The organism is Serratia sp. MF1(2023) (genome assembly GCF_030954545.1).
GTDB lineage: Bacteria > Pseudomonadota > Gammaproteobacteria > Enterobacterales > Enterobacteriaceae > Serratia > Serratia sarumanii.
Genome location: NZ_JAVHUX010000009.1, coordinates 94,418 through 116,458 on the forward strand (window position 1 = coordinate 94,418; position 22,041 = coordinate 116,458).

A 22,041-nucleotide genomic window follows, 5' to 3' on the forward strand; every position below is an offset into this window, starting at 1 on the left:
TCAGCACAACAATCGGGATCATTGCTGGCGAGGACTCCAGACAGGAGTTGTTCAGTGAAATATTTTTTGATGGGCGTGTCATTCATGCTGGTTGCCTGGGTTGGCACCTTCATGTTGATGGTTGCCTGACAGCAGCCTGACCAGGAACACAGCCAAAGGGACGCGCAAGCGTCCCTTTGTCGTTTCGGCTAGCGATCATTTGCCCGGCATCATGCGGCGCAGGGTGTCGTCCTTGCGCAGATAGTGATGATACAGCGCCGCCAACGCATGCGCGCCAATGATAAAGTAGCCAACGTTTGCCAGCGTCTCATGCACCGTTTTGACCAGCTGGCGCATCACCGGATCCGGCGTCATCCACTGCGGCACCGGCCAGCCCAGCAAAGACCACGATTTTCCGCCGTAGGCCAGGGTTAACATGCCCAGCAGCGGCAACATCAGGAAGACCACGTACAGCAGCCAATGGAAGATCTTGGCGCCCACTTCCTGCCATTCCTCCAGCGGGGGCGTGATCGGCGGCGCAGCGCGGAAAGCGCGCACCGCCAACCGAATCAGCATCAGGGCAAAGACCGATACCCCGAAATTAAAGTGCAGATTTTTGACCACCGGCCCCCACGCCTCCGGCATCGAATCCTTCAGCAACATCGCCGAATAGGTGAGGATCACCAGCAGCAGCGTCAGCCAATGTAAAACGATTTGCGATCGCGCGTAGCGGTTACTCATACACTCAGTCCAAAAAATAAAACTCAGCGTAGTCGAGCATAATGGGGAAATAATGAAGAAAACCTTGGGACGGAAAAAATAAGGCCGGGCGAACGCCCGGCCTGACAGGATTATTTGGCGCTGCCGCCTTTCCCCGGCTTCAGCAGCCCGTCCGCGCGGAACATCGCCTTGATGCCGCGCACCGCCTGGCGGATACGGTCCTGGTTCTCGATCAGCGCGAAGCGCACGTGGGTATCGCCGTAGTCGCCGAAGCCGATGCCCGGCGAGACGCAGACCTTGGCTTCCGCCAGCAGGCGTTTGGCGAACTCCAGCGAACCGAGGTGGGCATAAGGCTCGGGAATTTTCGCCCACACGTACATCGACGCCTTAGGATTTTCCACCATCCAGCCGGCCTCATGCAGCCCCTTCACCAACACGTTGCGGCGCTGCCGATACTGCTCGGCGATATCGCGCACGCACTGCTGATCGCCCTCCAGCGCGGCGATGGCCGCCACCTGCAGCGGCGTAAAGGTGCCGTAGTCGTGATAGCTCTTGATGCGCGCCAGCGCGCTGACCAGCTCGGGGTTGCCGACCATGAAACCGATGCGCCAGCCGGCCATGTTGTAGCTTTTCGACAGGGTGAAGAACTCCACCGCAATGTCTTTCGCCCCCGGCACCTGCATGATCGACGGCGCTTGCCAGCCGTCATAGACGATATCGGCATAGGCCAGATCGTGGATCACCAGCACGTTGTACTGCTTGGCCAGCGCCACCACCCGCTCGAAGAAATCCAGCTCCACGCACTGCGCGGTCGGGTTGGACGGGAAGCCGAGTATCATCATTTTCGGGCGCGGAATGGTTTCCCGAATGGCGCGCTCCAGCTCACCGAAGAAATCCACGCCGTCCACCAGCGGCACCGAACGCACCTGGGCGCCGGCGATCACCGCGCCGTAAATGTGGATCGGGTAGCTGGGGTTCGGCACCAGCACGGTATCGCCGTGATCGAGGGTCGCCAGCATCAGGTGCGCCAGCCCCTCTTTCGAACCGATGGTGACGATGGCTTCGCTTTCCGGATCGATATCCACCTGATAACGGTCGGCATACCAGCGCGAAATGGCGCGACGCAGGCGCGGAATGCCGCGCGAGGTGGAATAACCGTGGGTGTCGTCGCGCTGGGCGACGGCGCACAGTTTTTCCACGATGTGCGGCGGCGTCGGGCCGTCGGGGTTACCCATGCTGAAGTCGATAATATCCTCGCCGCGACGGCGCGCGGCCATCTTCAGTTCGGCGGTGATGTTGAATACGTAAGGGGGAAGGCGTTCAATGCGCGTAAAACGGCGCTGTGGACTGTTATCAGCCATAGGGGATTCCTCGATAGACGTTAGCGCCCGGACCGTCCGAGCGACGCTGGCCAGCGAACTGACCGAATATCGAACATAGCGCAGCGCCGACGAGCTTGTCGATACCCGGCGCGATATTTTTATTTGCCGCCCTGAAACTCCGCCGCCAGCAGCCCGAACAGCCAGTCGTCGCACCACTGCCCCGCCAGACGGTAGTTGTCGCGCAGCGTGCCTTCCAGCTGAAAACCGCACGACTCCAGCAGGCCGCGCGAAGCAAGGTTGCCCACGGTCACGGTGGCGGTCAGCTTGTGAAAACCGCAGGCGTTCACCGCAAAATCCAGCACCGCCCGCAGCGACTCCTTGCCATAGCCCTTGCCCTGGCCGGCAGGCAAACTCCCGTATCCCACTTCCGCCTGCCGATACGGCACCCACTGCGGGCGAAAGCCGGTAACGCCCACCGCCTCCCCGCTGTGCTTCTCACGCATCACCAGGCACAGCCACTGCTCACCGTGTTTGTCCCAGGCCGGCAGCCGCTCCTCGAACCGGGCGCGGATCTCCGCTTCGCTGCGCGGATCGGAGATGTAACGGATCACCTCGGGATCTTGGTACAGGCGCAAAAACAGCGGCCAATCCTCGGCGGTTATCGACTGTAAGTGCAGACGTTCAGTGACCAGCTTCATAAAATCTCCGAAAAACGAAAAATAGGAACTTACGAATGAAAGATATCTCTTTATTTTCCCCGATTGGTTGCCGATAATCATTCACGTTAAAACCACAAAACCATAACGTCTTGCCCGATTCCCTACAACCGCTCGCCGCAGTCACTCACGCGGCACGAGGAGAACACCATGGCCTCTTTAGTCATCGACGATATTCCGCAGACGATCGTTAACGTCAAGCGCCAGCTGCGCCAGGCATTGCCGAACTACCGCGACGTATTTCTGGCGCTGGAAGAGAACATCCGCGGCCAGGTCGAACAGATCCGGCGCGAGCTGGCCGCCGGCCACAATCCGGTGCCGCAGATCGACGCGGAAGATATCCTGCAGCAGCGCGTCAGCGAGCAGCAGATAGCGCTGATCAAACAGCGCGGCGCCTGCGCCATTCGCGGCGTGTTTCCCCGCGCCAAGGCCGAGGGCTGGAACCGGGAAATCGGCGACTACCTCGAGCGCAACAACTTCGTCGAGCGGTTGAAAAACGCCGCCGAAGACAACTATTTCGGCAAGCTGGCCGCCAGCAAACCGCAGATCTACGGCATCTATTGGTCGAAACCGCAGGTCGAGGCGCGGCAGGATGCGCGCATGCATGCGGTGCAGGTGTTCCTCAACAGCCTATGGGCCACCGAGAGCAACGGCAAACAGCATTTCGATCCGACCCGCGTCGCCACCTATGCCGATCGTACCCGCCGCCGCCCGCCGAACTCCTCGTCGCTGGGTCTGTCGCCGCACGTCGACAGCGGCACCATCGAGCGCTGGCTGGACGAAAACTTCCGCTATGTGTATCGCCACGTTTTCTCCGGCGACTGGCAGCAGTACGATCCCTTCGCCGCCGACGGCCGCACCGAGGTGCGCGAGATAGCCTCGCCGGCGGTCTGTTCGATGTTCCGCACCTTCCAGGGTTGGACGGCGCTGACGCCGCAGCGCACCAATGCCGGCACGCTGAACCTGGTGCCGATCGCCAATGCCATGGCCTATGTGCTGCTGCGCGCGCTGCAGGACGACGTCGCAGACGACGATCTGTGCGATGCGGCGCCGGGCCGCGCGCTGTCGATCTCGGAAAAATGGCATCCCCTTTTATTAAGTGGGATTTCCCCTATTCCCGATCTGGAGCCGGGCGACACGGTATTTTGGCACTGCGACGTGATCCACGCGGTGGAGAACGAGCATAACGGTGAGTTCGACAGCAACGTGATGTACATCGCCGCCGCGCCGGGCTGCGAGAAAAACGACGCCTATCTGCAGCGCCAGCTGCCGAGCTTTATCGACGGCAGAACGCCGCCGGACTTCGCCCCCGACGACTTCGAGGTGGATTTCGACGGCCGCGCCACCGCCGACCTGCTGACGCCGCTGGGTAAAGCGCAGCTCGGCATGGGCTGATCCCCCGCCCGTGGCGCGCGCCACGGGCCCCTTTCGCTGTGGTATACTGCCGCCATCCGTAGGCCGCAGCGAGAACCCGTCGTGCACCCTTTTTTTGAAATGCTGTTGGCGGTGTTTGATCGCGCCGCGCTGATGTTGATCTGTCTGTTTTTCCTGACCCGCACCCGGCTGTTCCGCCAACTGCTGCAAAAAGAAGACCATACGCCGCTCGAGCTCGGCATCGTCACGGCGATCTTCTCGCTGTTCGCGCTGTTCAGCACCTACTCCGGCATCAACGTCGAAGGATCGCTGGTCAACGTGCGCGTCATCGCCATCATGGCCGGCGGCATCCTGTTCGGCCCCTGGGTGGGGATCGTCACCGGCATCGTCGCCGGGGTGCACCGCTATCTGATCGACATCGGCGGCATCACCTCGGTGCCTTGTCTTATCACCAGCATCATCGCCGGCATCAGCGCCGGCTACATCAACCTCAAGGTGAAAAAAGAGCAGCGCTGGCGCGCCGGCATCGTCGGCGGCATGCTGTGCGAATCCCTCACCATGCTGCTGATCGTGCTGTGGGCCAAGCCGACCGAGCTTGGGTTGGACATCGTGTCGCAGATTGCCCTGCCGATGATCCTCGGCACGGTGTGCATCGGCCTGATCGTGCTGCTGGTGCAGAGCGTCGAGGATGAAAAAGAGGTGATCGCCGCGCGCCAGGCCAAGCTGGCGCTGGATATCGCCCACAAGACGCTGCCCTATTTCCGCAACATCAACAGCGAATCGCTGGCCACCATCTGCGATATCATCCGCCAGGACATCCGCGCCGACGCGGTGGCGATCACCGATACCCATCAGGTGCTGGCCTACGTCGGCGTAGGGCGCGAAGCCTACCCGATCGGCCGCGAAGGGCTGAGCCGCGTCACCCGCGAAAGCATTCGCCACGGCAAAATCATCATCAAGAACAACCTGGAAAACCCGGCCGCGCCGCAGATCCATTCGCAGCTGGTGGTGCCGCTGTGGGAAAAAGGCGAAGTGACCGGCGCGCTGAAAATTTACTACTGCCACGCCCACCAGATCACCAACACGCTGAAGGTAATGGCGGTCGGGCTGTCGCAGATCATCTCCACGCAGATCGAGGTTTCCCGCATCGAGCATCTGCGCCAGATGGCGGACAAAGCCGAAATGCGCGCGCTGCAGAGCAAGATCAACCCGCACTTCCTGTTCAACGCGCTGAACGCCATCTCTTCCTCTATTCGCCTGAATCCGGACACCGCGCGCCAGCTGATCATCAATCTGTCGCGCTACCTGCGCTACAACCTGGAGCTGAACGACGAACTGATCGATATCCGCAAGGAGCTGCATCAGATTCAGGACTATATCGCCATCGAACAGGCGCGCTTCGGCGCCAAGCTGACGGTGATTTACGACATCGACGACGACGTCTCGGTGCGCATTCCCAGCCTGCTGATCCAGCCGCTGGTGGAAAACGCCATCGTGCACGGCATCCAGCCCTGCAAGGGTAAAGGGGTGGTGGTGATCGCGGTGAAAGATCAGGGCGATCGGGTGAAGATTTCGGTGAAGGATACCGGCCACGGCATCAATCAGGAAACCATCGACCGGGTGGCGCGCAACGAGATGCCGGGCCACAATATCGGCCTGCTCAACGTGCACCACCGCGTGTCGCTGCTGTATGGTGAAGGGCTGCATATCCGCCGCCTGGAGCCGGGCACCGAAATCGCGTTCTACATCAGTAAAAACGGCGGCAAGCTGCATCAGGAACCGAGCGCGCCACCGGTCGGGGAGGCCTCATGAAAGCCATCATCGTGGAAGACGAATTCCTCGCGCAGGAAGAACTCAGCTACCTGATCAAGAAACACAGCAATATCGATATCGTCGCCAGCTTCGAGGACGGCCTCGACGTCCTGAAATACCTGCAAACCCACCAGGTCGACGCCATTTTCCTCGACATCAATATCCCGTCGCTGGACGGCGTGCTGCTGGCGCAAAACATCAGCAAGTTCGCGCATCGCCCGTCGATCGTGTTCATCACCGCCTATAAAGAGCACGCGGTGGAAGCGTTCGAGATCGAGGCGTTCGACTATATCCTCAAGCCCTATCACGAAGCGCGCATCGTCACCATGCTGCAAAAGCTGGAGGCGCTGCATCAGCGCCCCGCCGGCGCGGCGGAACCGGCCAACGCGCCGAGCCGCGGCAGCCACAGCATCAACCTGATCAAAGACGAGCGGATCATCGTTACCGACATCAACGACATCTACTACGCCGCCGCCGATGAAAAGGTGACGCGGGTCTATACCCGCCGTGAAGAGTTCGTGATGCCGATGAACATCACCGAGTTTTACGGCCGGCTGCCGGAAGCGCATTTCTTCCGCTGCCATCGCTCTTACTGCGTTAACCTGGCGAAGATCCGCGAGATCGTGCCCTGGTTCAACAATACCTACATTCTGCGGCTGAGCGATCTTGAGTTTGAAGTGCCGGTCAGCCGCAGCAAGGTGAAAGAGTTTCGCCAGCTGATGCGCCTGTAAGCGCTTACCAGCGCGGGCCCGGACGGTAGTAATAGCCGGGCGGCGGCGGTGGCGGCATGCGGTAATGCGGCCGATCTCGCCAGTCGCGCCGCGGCGGCCCGTAGTAAATCACCCGTGGCGGCGGGCCATAATAGTACCCGCGCGGGCGTTCATACCGGTGGTGATCGGCCCACCAGCGCGGATCGCGCCAGCGATAGCCGTCCCAGTAGTGGCCGCGATTATCGCGATCGCCGATATGCAACGACAGGCCCGGCACGTTCACACCGATGGACACGTCGGCCTGGCTCGCCAGCGGCAGCGCCAGCAGCGCGGCCAGTAACAACAGCGTTTTTTTCATTTCATGGACTCCTGCAGAGCGGACCTCGTCCGATCGCAGATAACATAGTCCCGCGCTCATCGCCGCTCTATAGGCGCAATGCCGATTTACGCCATTCAGACGCATCCTTCACAATTTCACCACAATCGTTCACCGGCAGTTAACAATAAATCGTTGATATCTTTGATGTAGATCACGTGTCACCCACGGCATTTCACGCGCTTTTCGGCGCTAAAACGGCAACTCACGCCGCATAACATGCATTTCATTCCTTCCGCCGTGCAACTCATTCCCGATCCGCCGCCCGCTGGGGGGGCCGGCCATATAATAAGCCCATACCGCGGGAACACAGCTTCACCCCGCAAATTTCAGCCAGCGGCTCACGCCCGGCAACGCACACACAGGAAGGAGACCGGCCATGAACACCAAACCGGCAAATCGCAGCTTAATCGTTCTCGGCACCATCATCTGTCAGATGGGCCTGGGCACCATCTACACCTGGAGCCTGTTCAACCAGCCGCTGGTCGACAAGTTCCACTGGGGGCTGGCGGACGTCGCCACCACCTTCTCCATCACCAGCTTCTTCCTGGCCTTCGCCACGCTGTTCGCCGGCAAGCTGCAAGAACGCTTCGGCATCCGCAATCTGACGCTGTGTTCCGGCATCCTGGTCGGCCTGGGCCTGATCGCCAGCGCCCACGTCAGCTCGCTCGACATGATCTACCTGCTGGCCGGCGTGGTGGTGGGCTTTGCGGTCGGTATCGCCTACATCTCCACCCTGTCCAACCTGATTAAGTGGTTCCCGGCCAATAAAGGCCTGATTTCCGGCATCTCCGTCGGTGCCTTCGGCAGCGGCAGCCTGCTGTTCAAATACGTCAACGCCGCCCTGATCGCCGACGTCGGCGTTTCCGGCGCCTTCTTCTACTGGGGTGCCATCGTGATGGGTCTGATCGTCGTCGGCTCCCTGTTGCTGAAAGAGCCGGTGCTGGCGACCAACGCCGCGCAGCAAGGCGCCAACGGTCTGGGCAACGACTTCAGCGTGCGCCAGATGTTGGCCACCAAAGAAGCCTACCTGCTGTTCACCATCTTCTTCGCGGCCTGCATGAGCGGTCTGTACCTGATTGGCATCGTGAAAGACATGGGCGTTCAACTGGCCGGGATGGATTTGGCCACCGCCGCCAACACCGTGTCCGCCGTCGCCATCTTCAACACCGCCGGCCGCATCATCCTGGGTACGCTGTCCGATAAAGTGGGCCGCATGCGCGTCATCAGCTTCACCATGCTGGTTACCGTGCTGGCGATTGTCGCCCTGAGCTTCATGACCCTGAACCACACGCTGTTCTTTATCTGCGTCGGCGCGGTGGCCTTCTGCTTCGGCGGCAACATCACCGTGTTCCCGGCGATTGTCGGCGACTTCTTCGGCCTGAAAAACCACAGCAAGAACTACGGCATCATCTACCAGGGTTTCGGCCTGGGCGCGCTGGCCGGTTCGTTCGTCGCCAAATACTTCGGCGGCTTCCACGCCACCTTCATGGTGATTGGCGTCCTGTCCGCCGCCTCCCTGCTGATTACGCTGTTCATCAAAGCGCCGAAAGCGGTGGAAGCGGAAACGGCAGAAACCGCCCAGACGGCGGAGCTGGCCAAAGCCTGATCCCCCGCGAAAACGACAAGGGGCGCAACCTGCGGGTTGCGCCCCCTTTTTTTATCGTGCTGCCGCGTTGCTTACAGCTGCATGCCCAGCGTCTGGCGCAGATGCGCGCCGGCCCCCAGCAGGCCCGGCTGACCGTGCGTTATCATGAACACCGGGATGTCTCGCACATAGTCGCGGAAGCGCCCCTTGTCTTCGAAGGCGGCGCGGAAGCCCGAGGCCTTGAAGAATTCCATAAAGCGCGGCACGATGCCGCCGGCGATGTACACGCCGCCAAAGGTGCCCAGATTCAGCGCCAGGTTGCCGCCGAAGCGCCCCATGATCACGCAAAACAGCGACAGCGCGCGGCGGCAATCGATGCAGCTGTCGGCCAGCGCCCGCTCGGTGATGTCCTTCGGCTCCCATTTTTCCGGCAGGCGGTTGTCCGCCTTGACGATGGCGCGATACAGATTGACCAGGCCCGGCCCGGATAGCACGCGCTCGGCGGAAACGTGCCCCACTTCACCGCGCAGCACCTCCAGAATGATGTCCTCTTCTTCGCTGTTCGGCGCGAAATCGACATGGCCGCCCTCGCCCGGCAGGCTGACCCAGCGGCGATCGACGTGCACCAGGTGGGCGACGCCCAGCCCTGTGCCGGCGCCGTACACCGCGATCGGTTTGCCCGGCTGCGCATCGCCGCCGCCAAACTGCAGCACATCGTCCGGCGAAAGCATCGGGATCGCCATCGAGACGGCGGTGAAATCGTTGATCACTTCCAGGTGGCTCAGCCCCAGACTGGCCTTCATTTCTTTGATCGAGAACGCCCAGCTGTGGTTGGTCATCGCCACCCAGTCTTCGGTCACCGGGCAGGCGATCGCGATACAGGCGTCCTGCACCTCGATATCGCACGCTTTCAGGTATTGGCGGATCACCGCCTCCAGGCTGTCGAACTCCAGGCCGGAATAGGTTTTCGCCTGGGTAATTTCACCCGTCGCAACAGTGCACAACGCCAGGCGGGCATTGGTGCCGCCAACATCACCCACGAGGGCATAGGTCATTGATTTCGTCTCCGCAAAATGAAAAATAAAAAGCTGCCCACACTGTAAAATCCTGCTGCGAAAACAACAATCACCCGCCCCGGATCTGCACCCCAATAGCGATCCGGATCACAAAAAACGGTTCAGCTTGCCCGCGACGCCGCGCCTTGAAACAAATTGCGGCAAAAAACGCCCCCCGGCGACTGTTAACCGTCATCGCCGCCGGGCAATATCAATGCGTGCCTGCGCGCCGATAGTCTGGCAAGCTGTGGCCACAGCCCAACCACCCGCTCTCCCTGCCCTGCAGGGAGGCATCGACAAGGGATTACCCATGCTGCATCCGCGCGCCAATGCCATGTTGGCCTTTGCTTTGCCTGCGCTGATTATCGGTTCCGCTTCCAGTCTGGTGCTGCTGCTGGTGATGAAAGTCGCCGCCGCGCTGCAGCAATTACTGTGGGTGACGCTGCCCGATGCGCTGAGCCTGGATGCCCAGTCGCCCTGGTGGCCGGTCGCGATGCTGACGCTGACCGGCGTGGCGGTGGGCCTTATCGTGCGCTATATGCCGGGCCACGCCGGGCCGGACCCGGCGACGGAATCGCTGATCGGCATGCCGCTGCCGCTCTCCGCCCTGCCGGGGCTGGGGTTGGCGCTGATCGTCGGCCTGGCCGGCGGCGTCAGCCTGGGGCCGGAGAACCCGATCACCGCCATCAATATCGCGCTGGTAGCGGCCGCCGGTGCGCGCCTGCTGCCGAAGGTGCCGCGCATGGACTGGATCATCCTGGCGGCTGCGGGCACCATCGGCGCGATGTTCGGCACGCCGGTCGCCGCCGCGCTGATCTTCTCGCAAACCCTGGCGGGCAATAACGAAACGCCGCTGTGGGATCGCCTGTTCGCCCCGCTGGTGGCCGCCGCCGCCGGCGCGGTCACCACCCAGATGTTCTTCGTGCCCAATTTCGCCCTGCAGCTCGACGCCTACGACGTGACGCGGCTGCCGGACATCTTCAGCGGCGCCATCGTGGCGCTGATCGCCATCGCGCTCGGCATGGTGGCGCTGTGGTGCTTCCCGCACGTTCACCGCCTGTTCCATTCGATGAAGAATCCGGTGTTGATGTTAGGGCTGGGGGGTTTTGTGCTGGGCCTGCTGGCGCTGGTGGGCGGAGAGATTACCCTGTTCAAAGGGCTGGATGAAATGAAGCGCCTCGCGCAAGACGACGGCTATTCGGTGCCGGCGCTGTTGGCCATTACCCTGACCAAGCTGGCGGCGCTGGTGATCGCCGCCGCCAGCGGCTTTCGCGGCGGGCGCATCTTCCCGGCGGTGTTCGTCGGCGTGGCGCTGGGACTGATGCTGCACCAGCACGTTCCCGCAGTGCCGGCGGCGATCACCGTCTCCTGCGCCATCATGGGGCTGGTGCTGGTGGTGACGCGCGACGGCTGGCTCAGCCTGTTCATGGCGGTGGCGGTGGTGCCGGATCTGCACCTGCTGCCGGTCTTGTGCATCGTGATGCTGCCCGCCTGGCTGGCGCTGGCGGGCAAACCGCTGATGCTGGTGAACCGCCGGCAACCGCCGCACGACGATTAGGCCAGCGCGAACGCCGCGGCAGCGCGGGCGTGGATCGCGGTGGTGTCGAACACCGGCACCGAGGCATCCTGCTCGCTCACCAACAACCCTATCTCGGTGCAGCCGAAAATAATCCCCTGCGCGCCCTGCTGCTCCAGATCGCTGATGATCCGGCGATACTCGTCGCGCGAGGCGTCGCGAATTTTACCGAGGCACAGTTCGTCATAGATGATGCGGTGTACGATGTCGCGATCGGCGCTGACCGGCGTCACCACCTCAATGCCGTGCAATTCCTGCAGGCGGCCACGGTAGAAGGTCTGCTCCATGGTAAAGCGCGTGCCCAGCAGCCCGACGCGGCGAATGTTTTTTTCCCGCACCTGCAGCGCCGTGGCGTCGGCGATGTGGATCAGCGGCAGGCCGCTGGCCTGCTCGACCGCCTCCGCCACCTTGTGCATGGTGTTGGTGCAGATCACGATGGCTTCGGCGCCGGCGGCGCGCAACACCACCGCGGCGGCGGCCAGCAATCGGCCGGCGCCGTCCCAATCGCCCTGATGCTGCAATCGCTCGATCTCCTGAAAATCGACGCTGTAGAGCACGATTTTGGCCGAATGCAGCCCGCCGAGGCGCGCCTTTACCTGCTCGTTGATGGTGCGGTAATACGGAATGGTGGATTCCCAGCTCATGCCACCCAGCAAGCCCAACACTTTCATTTTTCTTTCCTCAGCCTGTTGCGACAGTCCTCTGACCTTACCTGAGAATCGCCGGGCTGACGACGCCTTATTCAGCGCCGGAATTGATCGGCTGGCGCGCTTCGAACCAGCGCTGGCGCAGCGTGTCGTACAGCCAGTTATAGGCCATGGTGTACGGCAGGAAGAACAGGAAGAAACCGATCTCCAGCATAAAGGCCTGCAATACGGAAATATTCAGCAGCCAGGCGGCGATCGGCACGCCGATCAGGATAAAACCGGCTTCAAAGCCGACGGCGTGCAGCACACGCACCTTCAGGTTGCGGACGACCCGGCTGACCGGCCACAGACGGTCGAACACCGTGTTGTAAACCATATTCCAGACCATGGCGATGGTCGCCAAGGCCACCGCCAATGCGCCGATTTGCACCATCGAACGATTAAGCAGCCATGCCCCCAGCGGAGAAACGATCATCACGGCAATCACCTCGAAACCAACGGCGTGGACGATACGTTCAATGAGAGACTTGTTTTGCAGTTGCATACATCACCTTTTTTCCGACAGTTGTTGCGAAAGTCAGGTGATTATCATCGCTTTTTTGGGTAGATTAAAAATAGATACCATCGATAAAGTAGATAGTTTATGCACTATTCCCCGGAAGCGCTGCACGCGTTTGTCGAAGCCGCCGCCCTCGGCTCGTTTTCCGCCGCCGCGCGCAAGCTGCGCAAAAGCCAATCCACCATCAGCACCGCCATCGCCAATCTGGAGGCCGACCTGGCGCTGACGCTGTTCGATCGCAGCGCGCGCCAGCCGGTGCTCACCGCCGCCGGCCGCAAAGTGCTGGGGCATGTGCAGGCGATCCTCGCCGCCAGCGAGCGGCTCGACGCGCTGAGCATTCAACTGGCGGGCGAGGTCGAACCGCGCCTGAGCATGGTGTTCTCCGATACCTATCAACCCAAGCATCACGATCAATTGATGCAACAATTCGAACTGCGTTACCCGGAGATTGAGCTGGAGTGGATGATCGCCGAAGATGGCGACGTTATCGATCTGCTGCAAAGCGGCCGCGCGCATTTGGGCATGGTGGAAGTGCAAAAAAGCTACCCGCCGGATATCGCCTTCTCTCGTTTGCCGGAACAAACCGACATGGGGCTGTTTGTCGCCCACCAGCATCCGCTGGCGCAGGCCGCCGCGCCGACGCCGGAGCAGTTGTCCAGCACCCGACAGCTGATCCTGAACACCTACACCGGCGCCGAAGCGGCCAGACAAGGCGGCCTGGTTTGGTCGGCGCCCAGCTATCTGCTGCTGCTGGAGATGGCGGAACAGGGGTTCGGCTGGGCGGTATTGCCGCACTGGCTGGTGCAACAATACGGCCACAATATGCTGACCGAGCTGCGGCCGCGCGGCTGGCCGAAAATGATCTCGGTGGATGCGGTATGGTCAAAACTGACCCCGCCGGGCCCGGCGGGGTTCTGGGTGCTGAAGCGCCTGCTGGGCGATTCCCTGCCTTAAGCGGCGGCGTTGCGCGCCTGGATGGCGCGCGAAACGGTGTCGAGCAGCTCGGGAATGTCCATCTTCGGCAGCATCACTTCAATGAAGGCCAGCCGCTCGCCGTCGGCTACCTCGCGCAGCGCCTGGCGCAAGCCGTCCGAATCGCTGACCCGCAGCGCCTTCACCGGCCGCTCGCCAGCCAGCGCAGGCGGCAACTGCGTCCAGTTCCAGCGCGCGATGTCGTTATAACGTTGCTCCGGCCCGTGGATGGCGCGCTCGACGGTATATCCCTGATTATTCAGCACGAAGATCACCGGTTTAAGTCCGTCGCGCAACATCGAACCCAGCTCCTGCACGGTCAGCTGCGCGGCGCCGTCGCCAATCAGCAGCACTGCCCGGCGCTGCGGTTCGGCGGTCTGCACGCCGAACGTCGCCGGCAGGGTATAGCCGATCGATCCCCAGAGCGACTGCACGATCAACCGACAGCCGCGCGGCAACGTCAGCGCCGCCGCACCGAAACAAGCGGTGCCCTGATCGGCCAGCACGATATCCCCGGGCCGCAGGAAATCCTGCATCTGCCGCCAGAAGGCGTGCTGATCCAGCCCTTCCCCATCGCCTTCCGGCAGCGCCGGGCGGACGATCGGCGGCAACGGCCAACGCGACGCCAGCGACAGGCTCAGGCGATGTAGCGCCCGCACCGCGTCGCGCATCGGAATGCGGCTAAAGCGCTGCCGCCCGACCCAGGCTTCGAACGGCTGAATGTCGATGCATTTTTCCACCGGCAGATGATGCGTGAAACCGGCGGTAATGGTGTCGGTCAAACGCACGCCGACGTTGATCACCACATCGGCGTTTTCGATAAGCTGTTTCACCGCCGGATCGCTGGCACCGCCGCAGTAGGTACCGACAAAACCGGCGCGGTTCTCATCCAGCACGCCTTTGCCGAGCAGCAGCGTAGCGTGCGGAATGTCGACCTCCTGCAGCCACTCGTCCAGCGCCGCTTCGGCGCCGAAGCGATCGGCCAGGAAGTCCGCCAGCAGCGATACCCGCCGCGCCGACAGCAGCTTTTCGCGCGCCGCGGCGATAAACGCCTGCAATGCGCTGCGCGACAGTTTGGCCTGGCGCAGCATCAGCGGCGCCGGTTTACTCGGCAGCGGCGCCTGCGCGACGTCGCTGGGCAACATCAGGTAAACCGGGCGATGCTCCAGCAAGGCGGCGCAGATCAGGCGGTCGATCTCCTCTGCGGCGTTGTCGGCGGTCAGGTCGGCCTGCGCGACGGTTACCTCTTTGGCTATGCGGGCGAAGTGGGTGAAGTCGCCATCCCCCAGCGAATGGTGCAGCAAATCACCGGCGCGCTGAGCGCGCTGCGCCGGCGTGCCGACCACGTGGATCACCGGCAGGTATTCGGCGTAGCTGCCGGCCACCCCGTTTAACGCGCTCAGCTCGCCGACGCCAAAGGTGGTGAGCAGCGCGGCCGCCGGTTTGCAGCGCGCATAGCCGTCGGCGGCGTAGGCGGCGTTCAGCTCGTTGGCGCAGCCTACCCAGGTGATTTGCGGATGGGCGAGGACGTGATCGAGGAATTGCAGGTTGTAATCCCCCGGCACGCCGAAGAAATGACGGATGCCGATTTGGGCCAGACGATCGAGCAGATAATCGGCCACCGTATAGGTCTGAGTCATGATCATCACCTGTCTGCAGCTGGAGCGATTACCTTTAAGTATCGAAGATGCTGTTCAAATTTCGAACAAGGATTCCTGCATCGATCGGCAACCTGGCGTTACATGCCGGCGCTGTGATCGTTCCCCCGGCAGAGCGGTGTGAAAGCGTATACACTCAAAGCACTTCACCTCTCGCCGACAAGGATAACTATGTCCTACCCCGCCTCCCCCTCACGTTATCAAGACATGGAATACCGGCGCTGCGGCCGCAGCGGGCTGAAGCTGCCCGCCGTCTCGCTCGGACTGTGGCACAATTTCGGCGACGCCACGCTGTACGACAACGCCCGCGGCCTGATCCGCTGCGCCTTCGATCGCGGCATTACCCATTTCGATCTGGCCAATAACTACGGCCCGCCGCCCGGCGCCGCCGAGGAGAACTTTGGCCGCATACTCAACGCCGATCTGCGGGCCTGGCGCGATGAGCTGATCGTCTCATCCAAAGCCGGTTACACCATGTGGCCCGGCCCCTACGGTGATTGGGGCTCGAAAAAGTACCTGGTCGCCAGCCTCGATCAGAGCCTGAAGCGCATGGGGCTGGAGTATGTGGATATCTTTTATCATCATCGGCCGGATCCGCAGACGCCGCTGGAAGAAACCATGGCGGCGCTGGATTTGTTGGTGCGCCAGGGCAAAGCGCTGTATGTCGGCCTGTCCAACTACCCGGCCGAGCGTGCGCGGCAGGCATTCGACATTCTACAGCGGCTCGGCACGCCGTGCGTGATCCACCAGCCGAAGTATTCGATGTTGGAACGCGGGCCGGAGACGGCGCTGCTGGATACGCTGGCGGAGCATGGCGTCGGCTCGATCGCCTTCTCGCCGCTGGCGGGCGGCCTGCTGACCGACCGCTACCTGCACGGCGTTCCGCAAGATTCCCGCGCCGCCAGCGGCAGCCGCTTCCTGCAACCGGAGCAGTTGACCGCCGAGCGGCTGGACAAGGTGCGCCGCCTCGATGCGCTGGCGCGGCAACGCGGGCAGAAGCTGTCGCAAATGGCGCTGGCCTGGGTGCTGCGCGGCGATCGCGTTACCTCGGTGCTGATCGGCGCCAGCAAGAATGCGCAGATAGAAGACGCGGTGGGCATGCTGGCCAATCGCCACTTCAGTGAAGAAGAACTCGCGCAGATCGAGAAAATCTTATTGTAATCGCTTACAAATTCCGCCGCTCAATCGAGCGGCGATACCCCAGAAAAATCTCAAATCTTGGCCTTCGTCGCCGTTTTCAGAGTGGCTCTCAGATTCAACCCTATGCGCCGGCGCTATGATGCCGATATTGCAGCAAAAATAACGATAAGGCCGCTTTTTTAAACTGATGAACGCGCTTCATAAAGTGACAAACGGCCAGGCCGCGCAAGCGGAAAGGAGAAGTCATGTTTAAACCTCTGCTCTTGGCCGCCATCTTGGCGGCGACGGTACTGCCCGCCGCACAGCAGGCGCACGCCGAAGGGATCAGCATCGATCTGATGCCGGGCGTTTCACTGCGCATCGGCGATCGGGACAATCGCGGCCGTTACTGGGACGGTTACGACTGGCGCGATCGCGACTGGTGGCAAGGCCATCAGGGGCGCTATCTCGGCGACCGCAGCCGCCGCGGTTACTACTGGGACGGCTATCGCTGGCGCGACCGCGACTACTGGCGCAAACACTATTACTATCATGAAGGACGCTATCGTAAATACGACAGGCATTACGATAAGCACCCCTGGAAGAAAGAGAAAAAGCACCACCACGATCATGACCGCGATCGTTGGCGCCGCCACGGCGATGACGACCGCGATTAACGACGACGGGCCGGCGCAATGCCGGCCCGCGCTATTTTCGCCTACAGTACGCTGCCGATCAGCAGGTAGCCGTTCAATCCCACCACCACCAGCACGATCAGCTTGCCCAGGTTTTGCACCACAGGGCCGTTGACCATCTCCCCCATCAGCGCCCGATTGCCGGTGAAAGCCAGCAGCGGCACCAGCGCCAGCGCAATGCCGAAGCTGAGCAGCACCTGGCTCAGCACCAGAATGCGCGTGGCGTCCATCCCCAGCATGATGACGATAAACGACGGCAGCATGGTCACCGCACGCCGCAGCCACAGCGGAATATGGAAATGCACGAACCCCTGCATCACCACCTGCCCCGCCAGCGTGCCCACCACGGTAGAGGAGAGGCCGGCGGCCACCAGGCTCAGGCCGAACACGGTGGCGGCGGCTTGCCCGAGCAGCGGTTGCAGCGTCAGGTAGGCCACGTCGAGATCGGCGATGCCGCTGTGGCCGCTGAAATGAAACGCGGCGGTGGCCATCATCGCCAGATTAACAAAACCGGCAATGGTCATGGCCACGGCGACGTCGACTTTGGTGGCGGCATAGCGCTCCGCCTTGTCGTGCTCGCCGCCGATTTGGGTGAGCGAGGAATGCAGGTAGATCACGTGCGGCATGATGGTGGCGCCCAATACCCCGGCGGCCAGAAATACCGCATCGCCGTTGGGCAGATCGGGCAGCGCCACGCCCTTCAGCAGCGGCGCAAGCTGCGGCTGAGAGAACGCCAGCTCGACAATGTAAGCGGCGGCGACGAACAGCAGCAGGCCGCCAATCACCCGTTCCAGCGGCTTTTGCCCGCGCTTTTGCAGCATCAGAATTAAAAAGGTGGCGATGCCGGTCAGCACCGCGCCCTGCAGCAGGGAAACGCCGAGCAGCAGCTTGAAGCCGATCGCCGCGCCGATAAACTCGGCCAGATCGGTCGCCATGGCGATGATCTCCGCCTGCACCCAATAGGCCCACACCGCCGGCCGCGGAAAGCGATCGCGAATATGCTCGGCCAGGTTTTTCCCGGTGGCGATGCCCAGCTTGGCGGACAACAGCTGGATCAGCATCGCCATCACGTTGGCCCAAACCACCACCCACAGCAGGCTGTAGCCGAACGAGGCGCCGGCCTGGATGTTGGTGGCGAAGTTACCGGGGTCGATATAGCCGATAGCGGCGATGAAGGCAGGCCCCATCAGCGAGAGTTTGATTTTTCTGGCGGAGCGACCGGAGGTGGTTTCAACCACGCGACTGTTCAGCATATGTTGAACCCTTACTGAAATTACGTTTATCTCCACTCTATATAAATGATAATAATTATCAAGCGCATTTAGAGCGGTAAAACTTATCTCTGTAATAGCCAACATTAACGGTTTTATCGAAGGGTTCAGCGCGGAGCTTGCCGATTTCCGTGCTTTTCTGATGGGATTTTGGCTGCAATACCCCTGAAAGACAGGTTAGCACAAGAATACGAATTTCCTATTGCCGATTTAACGTCTTGATTTTTTATGCTTTTGCGCAACACTTTAGGAGAACTCCCGCTATGATTTTCCATATTTGCAATAGAAGTCTCGTTTTTAAACGTAGCGTTACATAAAATGACAGCCGAAATTCAGCCTGCCTCAAATTTGGAGCAAACATGTCCCATATTGCGCACTTTGCGTTGGCGATAGTGGTGGTGGCGATCCTGGCCCTGTTGGTGTGCCGCGATCGCAAAAGCATCCGCATTCGCTATGTTATTCAATTACTGGTTATCGAAGTACTGCTGGCCTACTTTTTCCTGCATTCGGAAGCGGGTTTGGGCTTCGTAAAAGGATTCGCCGCGCTGTTTGACAAACTGCTCGGGTTTGCGGGACAAGGGACTGATTTCGTGTTCGGCGGCATGGGCGACAAAGGCCTGGCATTCTTCTTCCTGAAGGTGCTGTGCCCGATCGTCTTCATTTCGGCGCTGATCGGTATTCTGCAGTACATCAAGGTGCTGCCATTCATCATCCGCATTATCGGTACCGTGCTGTCGAAAGTGAACGGCATGGGCAAGCTGGAGTCATTCAACGCCGTCAGTTCGCTGATTCTCGGCCAATCCGAAAACTTCATCGCCTACAAGGATATCCTGGGCAAGATGTCGGAAAAGCGCATGTACACCATGGCGGCGACCGCGATGTCTACGGTGTCCATGTCCATCGTCGGCGCCTACATGACCATGCTGGACGCCAAGTTCGTGGTGGCGGCGCTGGTATTGAACATGTTCAGCACCTTTATCGTGCTGTCGCTGGTCAACCCGTACGACACTAATAAAGAAGAAGAGCTGCACCTCGGCAACCTGCACGAAGGCCAGAGCTTCTTCGAAATGCTGGGTGAATATATCCTGGCCGGCTTCAAAGTAGCGATTATCGTTGCCGCGATGCTGATCGGCTTCATCGCCCTGATCGCCGCGCTCAACGGTGTGTTCAGCGCCATCTTCGGCCTGAGCTTCCAGGAAATCCTCGGCTACTTCTTCTATCCGTTCGCCTGGATCATGGGCATTCCTAAGCACGAAGCCCTGCAGGTTGGCAGCATCATGGCCACCAAGCTGGTTTCCAACGAGTTCGTGGCAATGATGGAGCTGCAGAAAGTGTCTGCCGAACTGTCACCGCGCAGCCTGGGGATCCTGTCGGTGTTCCTGGTGTCCTTCGCCAACTTCTCTTCCATCGGTATCGTGGCTGGTGCGATCAAGGGCCTGAACGAACATCAGGGCAACGTGGTGTCGCGCTTTGGCCTGAAGCTAGTGTACGGCTCTACGCTGGTCAGCATCCTGTCCGCTTCGATCGCAGGCCTGGTGCTGGGCTAAGTTCAGCGTCGCCACAAACATACAAAGGCGCCTGCGGGCGCCTTTTTTATGCCGGTATCCTGACCGCCTACAATGGCGCATGCTGACAGAAAATAAGCATTCGCCGCTCGGTTAAACTTCCCCCAATAATAATGCTTCTGCATAAAATGGAATGGCTGTGACAACAATCTGCGTAGTCAGAACAGGTCGATTTTTGTCCTTATAACAGAACGCTTTTGATACGCCATACGGTATTGCATTTAGCTGTGCGCACGCCATAAAACAAACAATCAGTTGATAATCAGCGTTAACAGCGTCGTGATCTCCTCCGCAACAGCAGGTGAGGCATTGTAGTAGGAGTCCACGCTTTCAACGACGACTATCTTTTTATTGTCATCACTGACTGTCCAGCATGGAATCACTGACCTGGCATCTTCAGAAGAGACGCCACATGAGCTAATTGAAAATATCGAACTGGACATTACGTCGATTTTACTTCTTGATAAATAAGCATCAATGTTTAAATTCCGCACCAATACCTCTGCCGATTGGGGGAAATGAACATCCATGCCAACCCTGATAACACGTCCATCGACAGAGGGTACGAGCGATATATTAAACTCATTTTCAGAAATCCATATGGGCTGTGTTAAATGGCCGATGGCGTCTGACAGATAAAAGTCTTTAAAAATCGTTTTAGCCTCGACATCTACGGCCTCGAAAGAACTCATCTCATTGATTTTAAAATCATTTGTAAACTTAACCACGATATCATACAGATGTTTCTTTTCGTCAACAAAAATCACGCCGCCTTCAATACTACCTAATCCACCAATATTTTTATTTCTGAAAACATTCACGCTCGTGAAAAACGCCAATTCATCACCAAAATATGAAAATATTTCAGCCACGTTAAGTAAAATAGAGTCATAACTCACGAAGATAAATTTATTCTTATAATCAAGGAAAGGCGGCAATACAATTGACTCTTCATCGCCACAGTTTTTCACTTCATAGGGTAAATTATACTGCTCATACAATTTTATCAGCCGGTTGAGTTCCGCACGTTCAACCACGCGTACCATTCTTTCTTTGCGGCCAAACTCACCGCTAGAGGCCAGAATAAATTTTTCCCATATCCATTGAGACTGAGCCGAAAATCGGCTCAGGCGCAGATTATCTTCATGAACGCTTCGCCATAAACAATGGTTACCCAAAGAGGTCTTGAACTCATCGTAATCCATCTCATCGAGAAAAAAATCAACGGAGATCCCTTTCCTCGCACAGGCCAAGGCCGTCATCACCGCCGTTACCCCGCCACCACCAACAATTGCGATATTTTTATTTTTTTTCATGGATAACCTCATCCAACGATGGTGAAACAATGACAATAGTTTCATCAAGAAAACAATATCAATGTCAACACATACCCATCACCAACATTAATTAGCACATTAACAATCACAAGATTAATCAGAGGATCAAACTATTAGGATTGCTTAAATTCAGGATACACACTCAAACCAATAGCATAAAAAACTATAAATATAGAATTTAACTCTAAAAATAGCACTTTTTATGATCTTTACCACTGAATAACTTTTTTTCATATAGACTAAATTTCGTTAACAAATAGCGGTCGGAGAAAAATCATCTGACAGCATTAAAAACCAGTAAAAACGATAATTGCAGTTTTCAAATTCAAACTAACACACATTTTTAAGCATCAATCACCTGAAAAAGGGAGTTTTATCGCGTATTCAAGAACCATAGGGATTGATTTAAAAAACTATGATTTACATACAGTTATAAAAGGATAGAGAATATGAAATTACGCACACAGAGAACCATGCTGTTAGCTGGAGCATATCTAGTCATATCGTCTACATCATACGCTGCAGACGGTACTATAAACTTTACCGGCACGGTGACCGACCAAACCTGCACGGTTGAGGCGGGCAGCGCCAACCAGACAATCCCAATGGGCAATGTCAGCGCCAAAGCGTTTAGAAGCATTGGCGATACAGCGCTACCGACAAAATTCAATATCGCCTTACTCAGCTGTCCGGACACGGTCAAAAAAGCGTCTATCAAGTTCGATGGCATTTACGCAGATGGCAACACAACTCTGTTGTCGCTCAATAAAGAGACTAACGCCGCTACAGGCATCGGCGTTGCGCTCTATGAGGCCGATGGCACAACGCAAATACCAGTGGCGTCATTCTCTAATGCGCAAAGCGTGCAAAAAGACATCAGGAACGTCTTTACTTATGTCGCAAAATATATGTCTACATCCGGCACGGTTACCGTCGGCCCGGCAAATGCCACGACACAATTCAGCATCTCATATAATTAATAAAGCCCTC

General features: G+C 59.0%; 21 protein-coding genes. 11 read left to right on the top strand and 10 right to left on the bottom strand.

Going from position 1 to position 22,041, the window contains the following annotated elements; all coding sequences use genetic code 11:
* Window positions 1-54: 54 nt before the first annotated feature.
* On the top strand, window positions 55-129 hold the full coding sequence (ypdK, locus tag REA38_RS06125) for a membrane protein YpdK (RefSeq protein ID WP_099782600.1): 75 nt from the start codon (window positions 55-57) through the stop codon (window positions 127-129).
* Between the two features lie 66 nt (window positions 130-195).
* On the opposite strand, the gene REA38_RS06130 is transcribed toward ypdK, so the two are convergent.
* The 3 genes from REA38_RS06130 to REA38_RS06140 form a co-directional block, all read right to left on the bottom strand.
* Window positions 196-720 (bottom strand): cytochrome b, encoded by a 525-nt coding sequence (locus tag REA38_RS06130; RefSeq protein ID WP_308885353.1) that lies wholly within the window; start codon window positions 718-720, stop codon window positions 196-198.
* Between the two features lie 110 nt (window positions 721-830).
* Window positions 831-2,060 carry an alanine transaminase gene (gene alaC / locus REA38_RS06135; RefSeq protein ID WP_039564884.1) on the bottom strand — a complete coding sequence of 410 codons (1,230 nt, stop codon included), beginning with the start codon at window positions 2,058-2,060 and terminating at the stop codon, window positions 831-833.
* Window positions 2,061-2,179: 119 nt separating this feature from the next.
* Entirely contained in the window at window positions 2,180-2,719 is a 540-nt protein-coding gene (locus REA38_RS06140; protein ID WP_308885355.1) for a GNAT family protein, read from the bottom strand.
* A gap of 168 nt (window positions 2,720-2,887) precedes the next feature.
* Between REA38_RS06140 and REA38_RS06145 the strand changes: the two genes are divergently transcribed.
* The 3 genes from REA38_RS06145 (at window position 2,888) to REA38_RS06155 (ending at window position 6,654) form a co-directional block, all read left to right on the top strand.
* Window positions 2,888-4,132 carry a DUF1479 domain-containing protein gene (locus REA38_RS06145; RefSeq protein ID WP_033648109.1) on the top strand — a complete coding sequence of 415 codons (1,245 nt, stop codon included), beginning with the start codon at window positions 2,888-2,890 and terminating at the stop codon, window positions 4,130-4,132.
* A 99-nt stretch (window positions 4,133-4,231) separates the two neighbouring features.
* Window positions 4,232-5,923 carry a sensor histidine kinase gene (locus tag REA38_RS06150; RefSeq protein ID WP_033635418.1) on the top strand — a complete coding sequence of 564 codons (1,692 nt, stop codon included), beginning with the start codon at window positions 4,232-4,234 and terminating at the stop codon, window positions 5,921-5,923.
* On the top strand, window positions 5,920-6,654 hold the full coding sequence (locus REA38_RS06155) for a LytTR family DNA-binding domain-containing protein (RefSeq protein ID WP_047571107.1): 735 nt from the start codon (window positions 5,920-5,922) through the stop codon (window positions 6,652-6,654). Before REA38_RS06150 ends, REA38_RS06155 begins: the two co-directional genes overlap by 4 nt.
* A 4-nt stretch (window positions 6,655-6,658) precedes the next feature.
* Here REA38_RS06155 and REA38_RS06160 read toward each other — a convergent pair whose 3' ends face one another.
* Entirely contained in the window at window positions 6,659-6,991 is a 333-nt protein-coding gene (locus REA38_RS06160; RefSeq protein ID WP_025303752.1) for a DUF2502 domain-containing protein, read from the bottom strand.
* A 397-nt stretch (window positions 6,992-7,388) separates the two neighbouring features.
* On the opposite strand from REA38_RS06160, the gene REA38_RS06165 reads away from it, so the two are divergent.
* Window positions 7,389-8,618 carry an OFA family MFS transporter gene (locus tag REA38_RS06165; RefSeq protein ID WP_033653703.1) on the top strand — a complete coding sequence of 410 codons (1,230 nt, stop codon included), beginning with the start codon at window positions 7,389-7,391 and terminating at the stop codon, window positions 8,616-8,618.
* Between the two features lie 71 nt (window positions 8,619-8,689).
* Here REA38_RS06165 and glk read toward each other — a convergent pair whose 3' ends face one another.
* Complete coding sequence (gene glk, locus REA38_RS06170; RefSeq protein WP_033653702.1) at window positions 8,690-9,652, bottom strand: glucokinase; 963 nt, start codon at window positions 9,650-9,652, stop codon at window positions 8,690-8,692.
* 310 nt (window positions 9,653-9,962) lie between these two features.
* On the opposite strand from glk, the gene REA38_RS06175 reads away from it, so the two are divergent.
* Entirely contained in the window at window positions 9,963-11,210 is a 1,248-nt protein-coding gene (locus tag REA38_RS06175) for an ion channel protein (RefSeq protein ID WP_033648113.1), read from the top strand.
* Here the strand turns inward: REA38_RS06175 and REA38_RS06180 are convergent.
* Together REA38_RS06180 and REA38_RS06185 are read right to left on the bottom strand one after the other, a co-directional pair.
* A complete protein-coding gene (locus tag REA38_RS06180; RefSeq protein WP_308885360.1) occupies window positions 11,207-11,899 on the bottom strand; it encodes an aspartate/glutamate racemase family protein in 693 nt (230 codons plus the stop codon). The two genes, REA38_RS06175 and REA38_RS06180, sit on opposite strands and share 4 nt — an antisense overlap.
* Before the next feature lie 67 nt (window positions 11,900-11,966).
* On the bottom strand, window positions 11,967-12,419 hold the full coding sequence (locus REA38_RS06185; RefSeq protein WP_060451745.1) for a multidrug/biocide efflux PACE transporter: 453 nt from the start codon (window positions 12,417-12,419) through the stop codon (window positions 11,967-11,969).
* Window positions 12,420-12,518: 99 nt separating this feature from the next.
* On the opposite strand from REA38_RS06185, the gene REA38_RS06190 reads away from it, so the two are divergent.
* Window positions 12,519-13,388 carry a LysR family transcriptional regulator gene (locus REA38_RS06190; protein ID WP_033653700.1) on the top strand — a complete coding sequence of 290 codons (870 nt, stop codon included), beginning with the start codon at window positions 12,519-12,521 and terminating at the stop codon, window positions 13,386-13,388.
* Here the strand turns inward: REA38_RS06190 and REA38_RS06195 are convergent.
* On the bottom strand, window positions 13,385-15,046 hold the full coding sequence (locus REA38_RS06195) for an alpha-keto acid decarboxylase family protein (RefSeq protein WP_094860001.1): 1,662 nt from the start codon (window positions 15,044-15,046) through the stop codon (window positions 13,385-13,387). The genes REA38_RS06190 and REA38_RS06195 overlap by 4 nt on opposite strands.
* A gap of 189 nt (window positions 15,047-15,235) precedes the next feature.
* On the opposite strand from REA38_RS06195, the gene mgrA reads away from it, so the two are divergent.
* A complete protein-coding gene (gene mgrA / locus REA38_RS06200; RefSeq protein WP_049214195.1) occupies window positions 15,236-16,225 on the top strand; it encodes an L-glyceraldehyde 3-phosphate reductase in 990 nt (329 codons plus the stop codon).
* 224 nt (window positions 16,226-16,449) lie between these two features.
* Window positions 16,450-16,860: a DUF2502 domain-containing protein gene (locus REA38_RS06205; RefSeq protein WP_308885361.1), complete on the top strand. Its 411-nt coding sequence runs from the start codon at window positions 16,450-16,452 to the stop codon at window positions 16,858-16,860.
* A 41-nt stretch (window positions 16,861-16,901) separates the two neighbouring features.
* On the opposite strand, the gene REA38_RS06210 is transcribed toward REA38_RS06205, so the two are convergent.
* Window positions 16,902-18,131, bottom strand: a complete 1,230-nt coding sequence (locus REA38_RS06210; protein ID WP_308885362.1) for an Nramp family divalent metal transporter — start codon at window positions 18,129-18,131, stop codon at window positions 16,902-16,904.
* A gap of 377 nt (window positions 18,132-18,508) precedes the next feature.
* Here REA38_RS06210 and REA38_RS06215 point away from each other — a divergent pair, with 377 nt between their 5' ends.
* Entirely contained in the window at window positions 18,509-19,696 is a 1,188-nt protein-coding gene (locus REA38_RS06215; RefSeq protein WP_004936373.1) for a NupC/NupG family nucleoside CNT transporter, read from the top strand.
* Window positions 19,697-19,965: 269 nt separating this feature from the next.
* Here REA38_RS06215 and REA38_RS06220 read toward each other — a convergent pair whose 3' ends face one another.
* Entirely contained in the window at window positions 19,966-21,030 is a 1,065-nt protein-coding gene (locus REA38_RS06220) for an FAD-dependent oxidoreductase (protein WP_308885363.1), read from the bottom strand.
* A gap of 470 nt (window positions 21,031-21,500) precedes the next feature.
* Between REA38_RS06220 and REA38_RS06225 the strand changes: the two genes are divergently transcribed.
* On the top strand, window positions 21,501-22,031 hold the full coding sequence (locus REA38_RS06225; protein WP_103799107.1) for a fimbrial protein: 531 nt from the start codon (window positions 21,501-21,503) through the stop codon (window positions 22,029-22,031).
* Window positions 22,032-22,041: the final 10 nt, after the last annotated feature.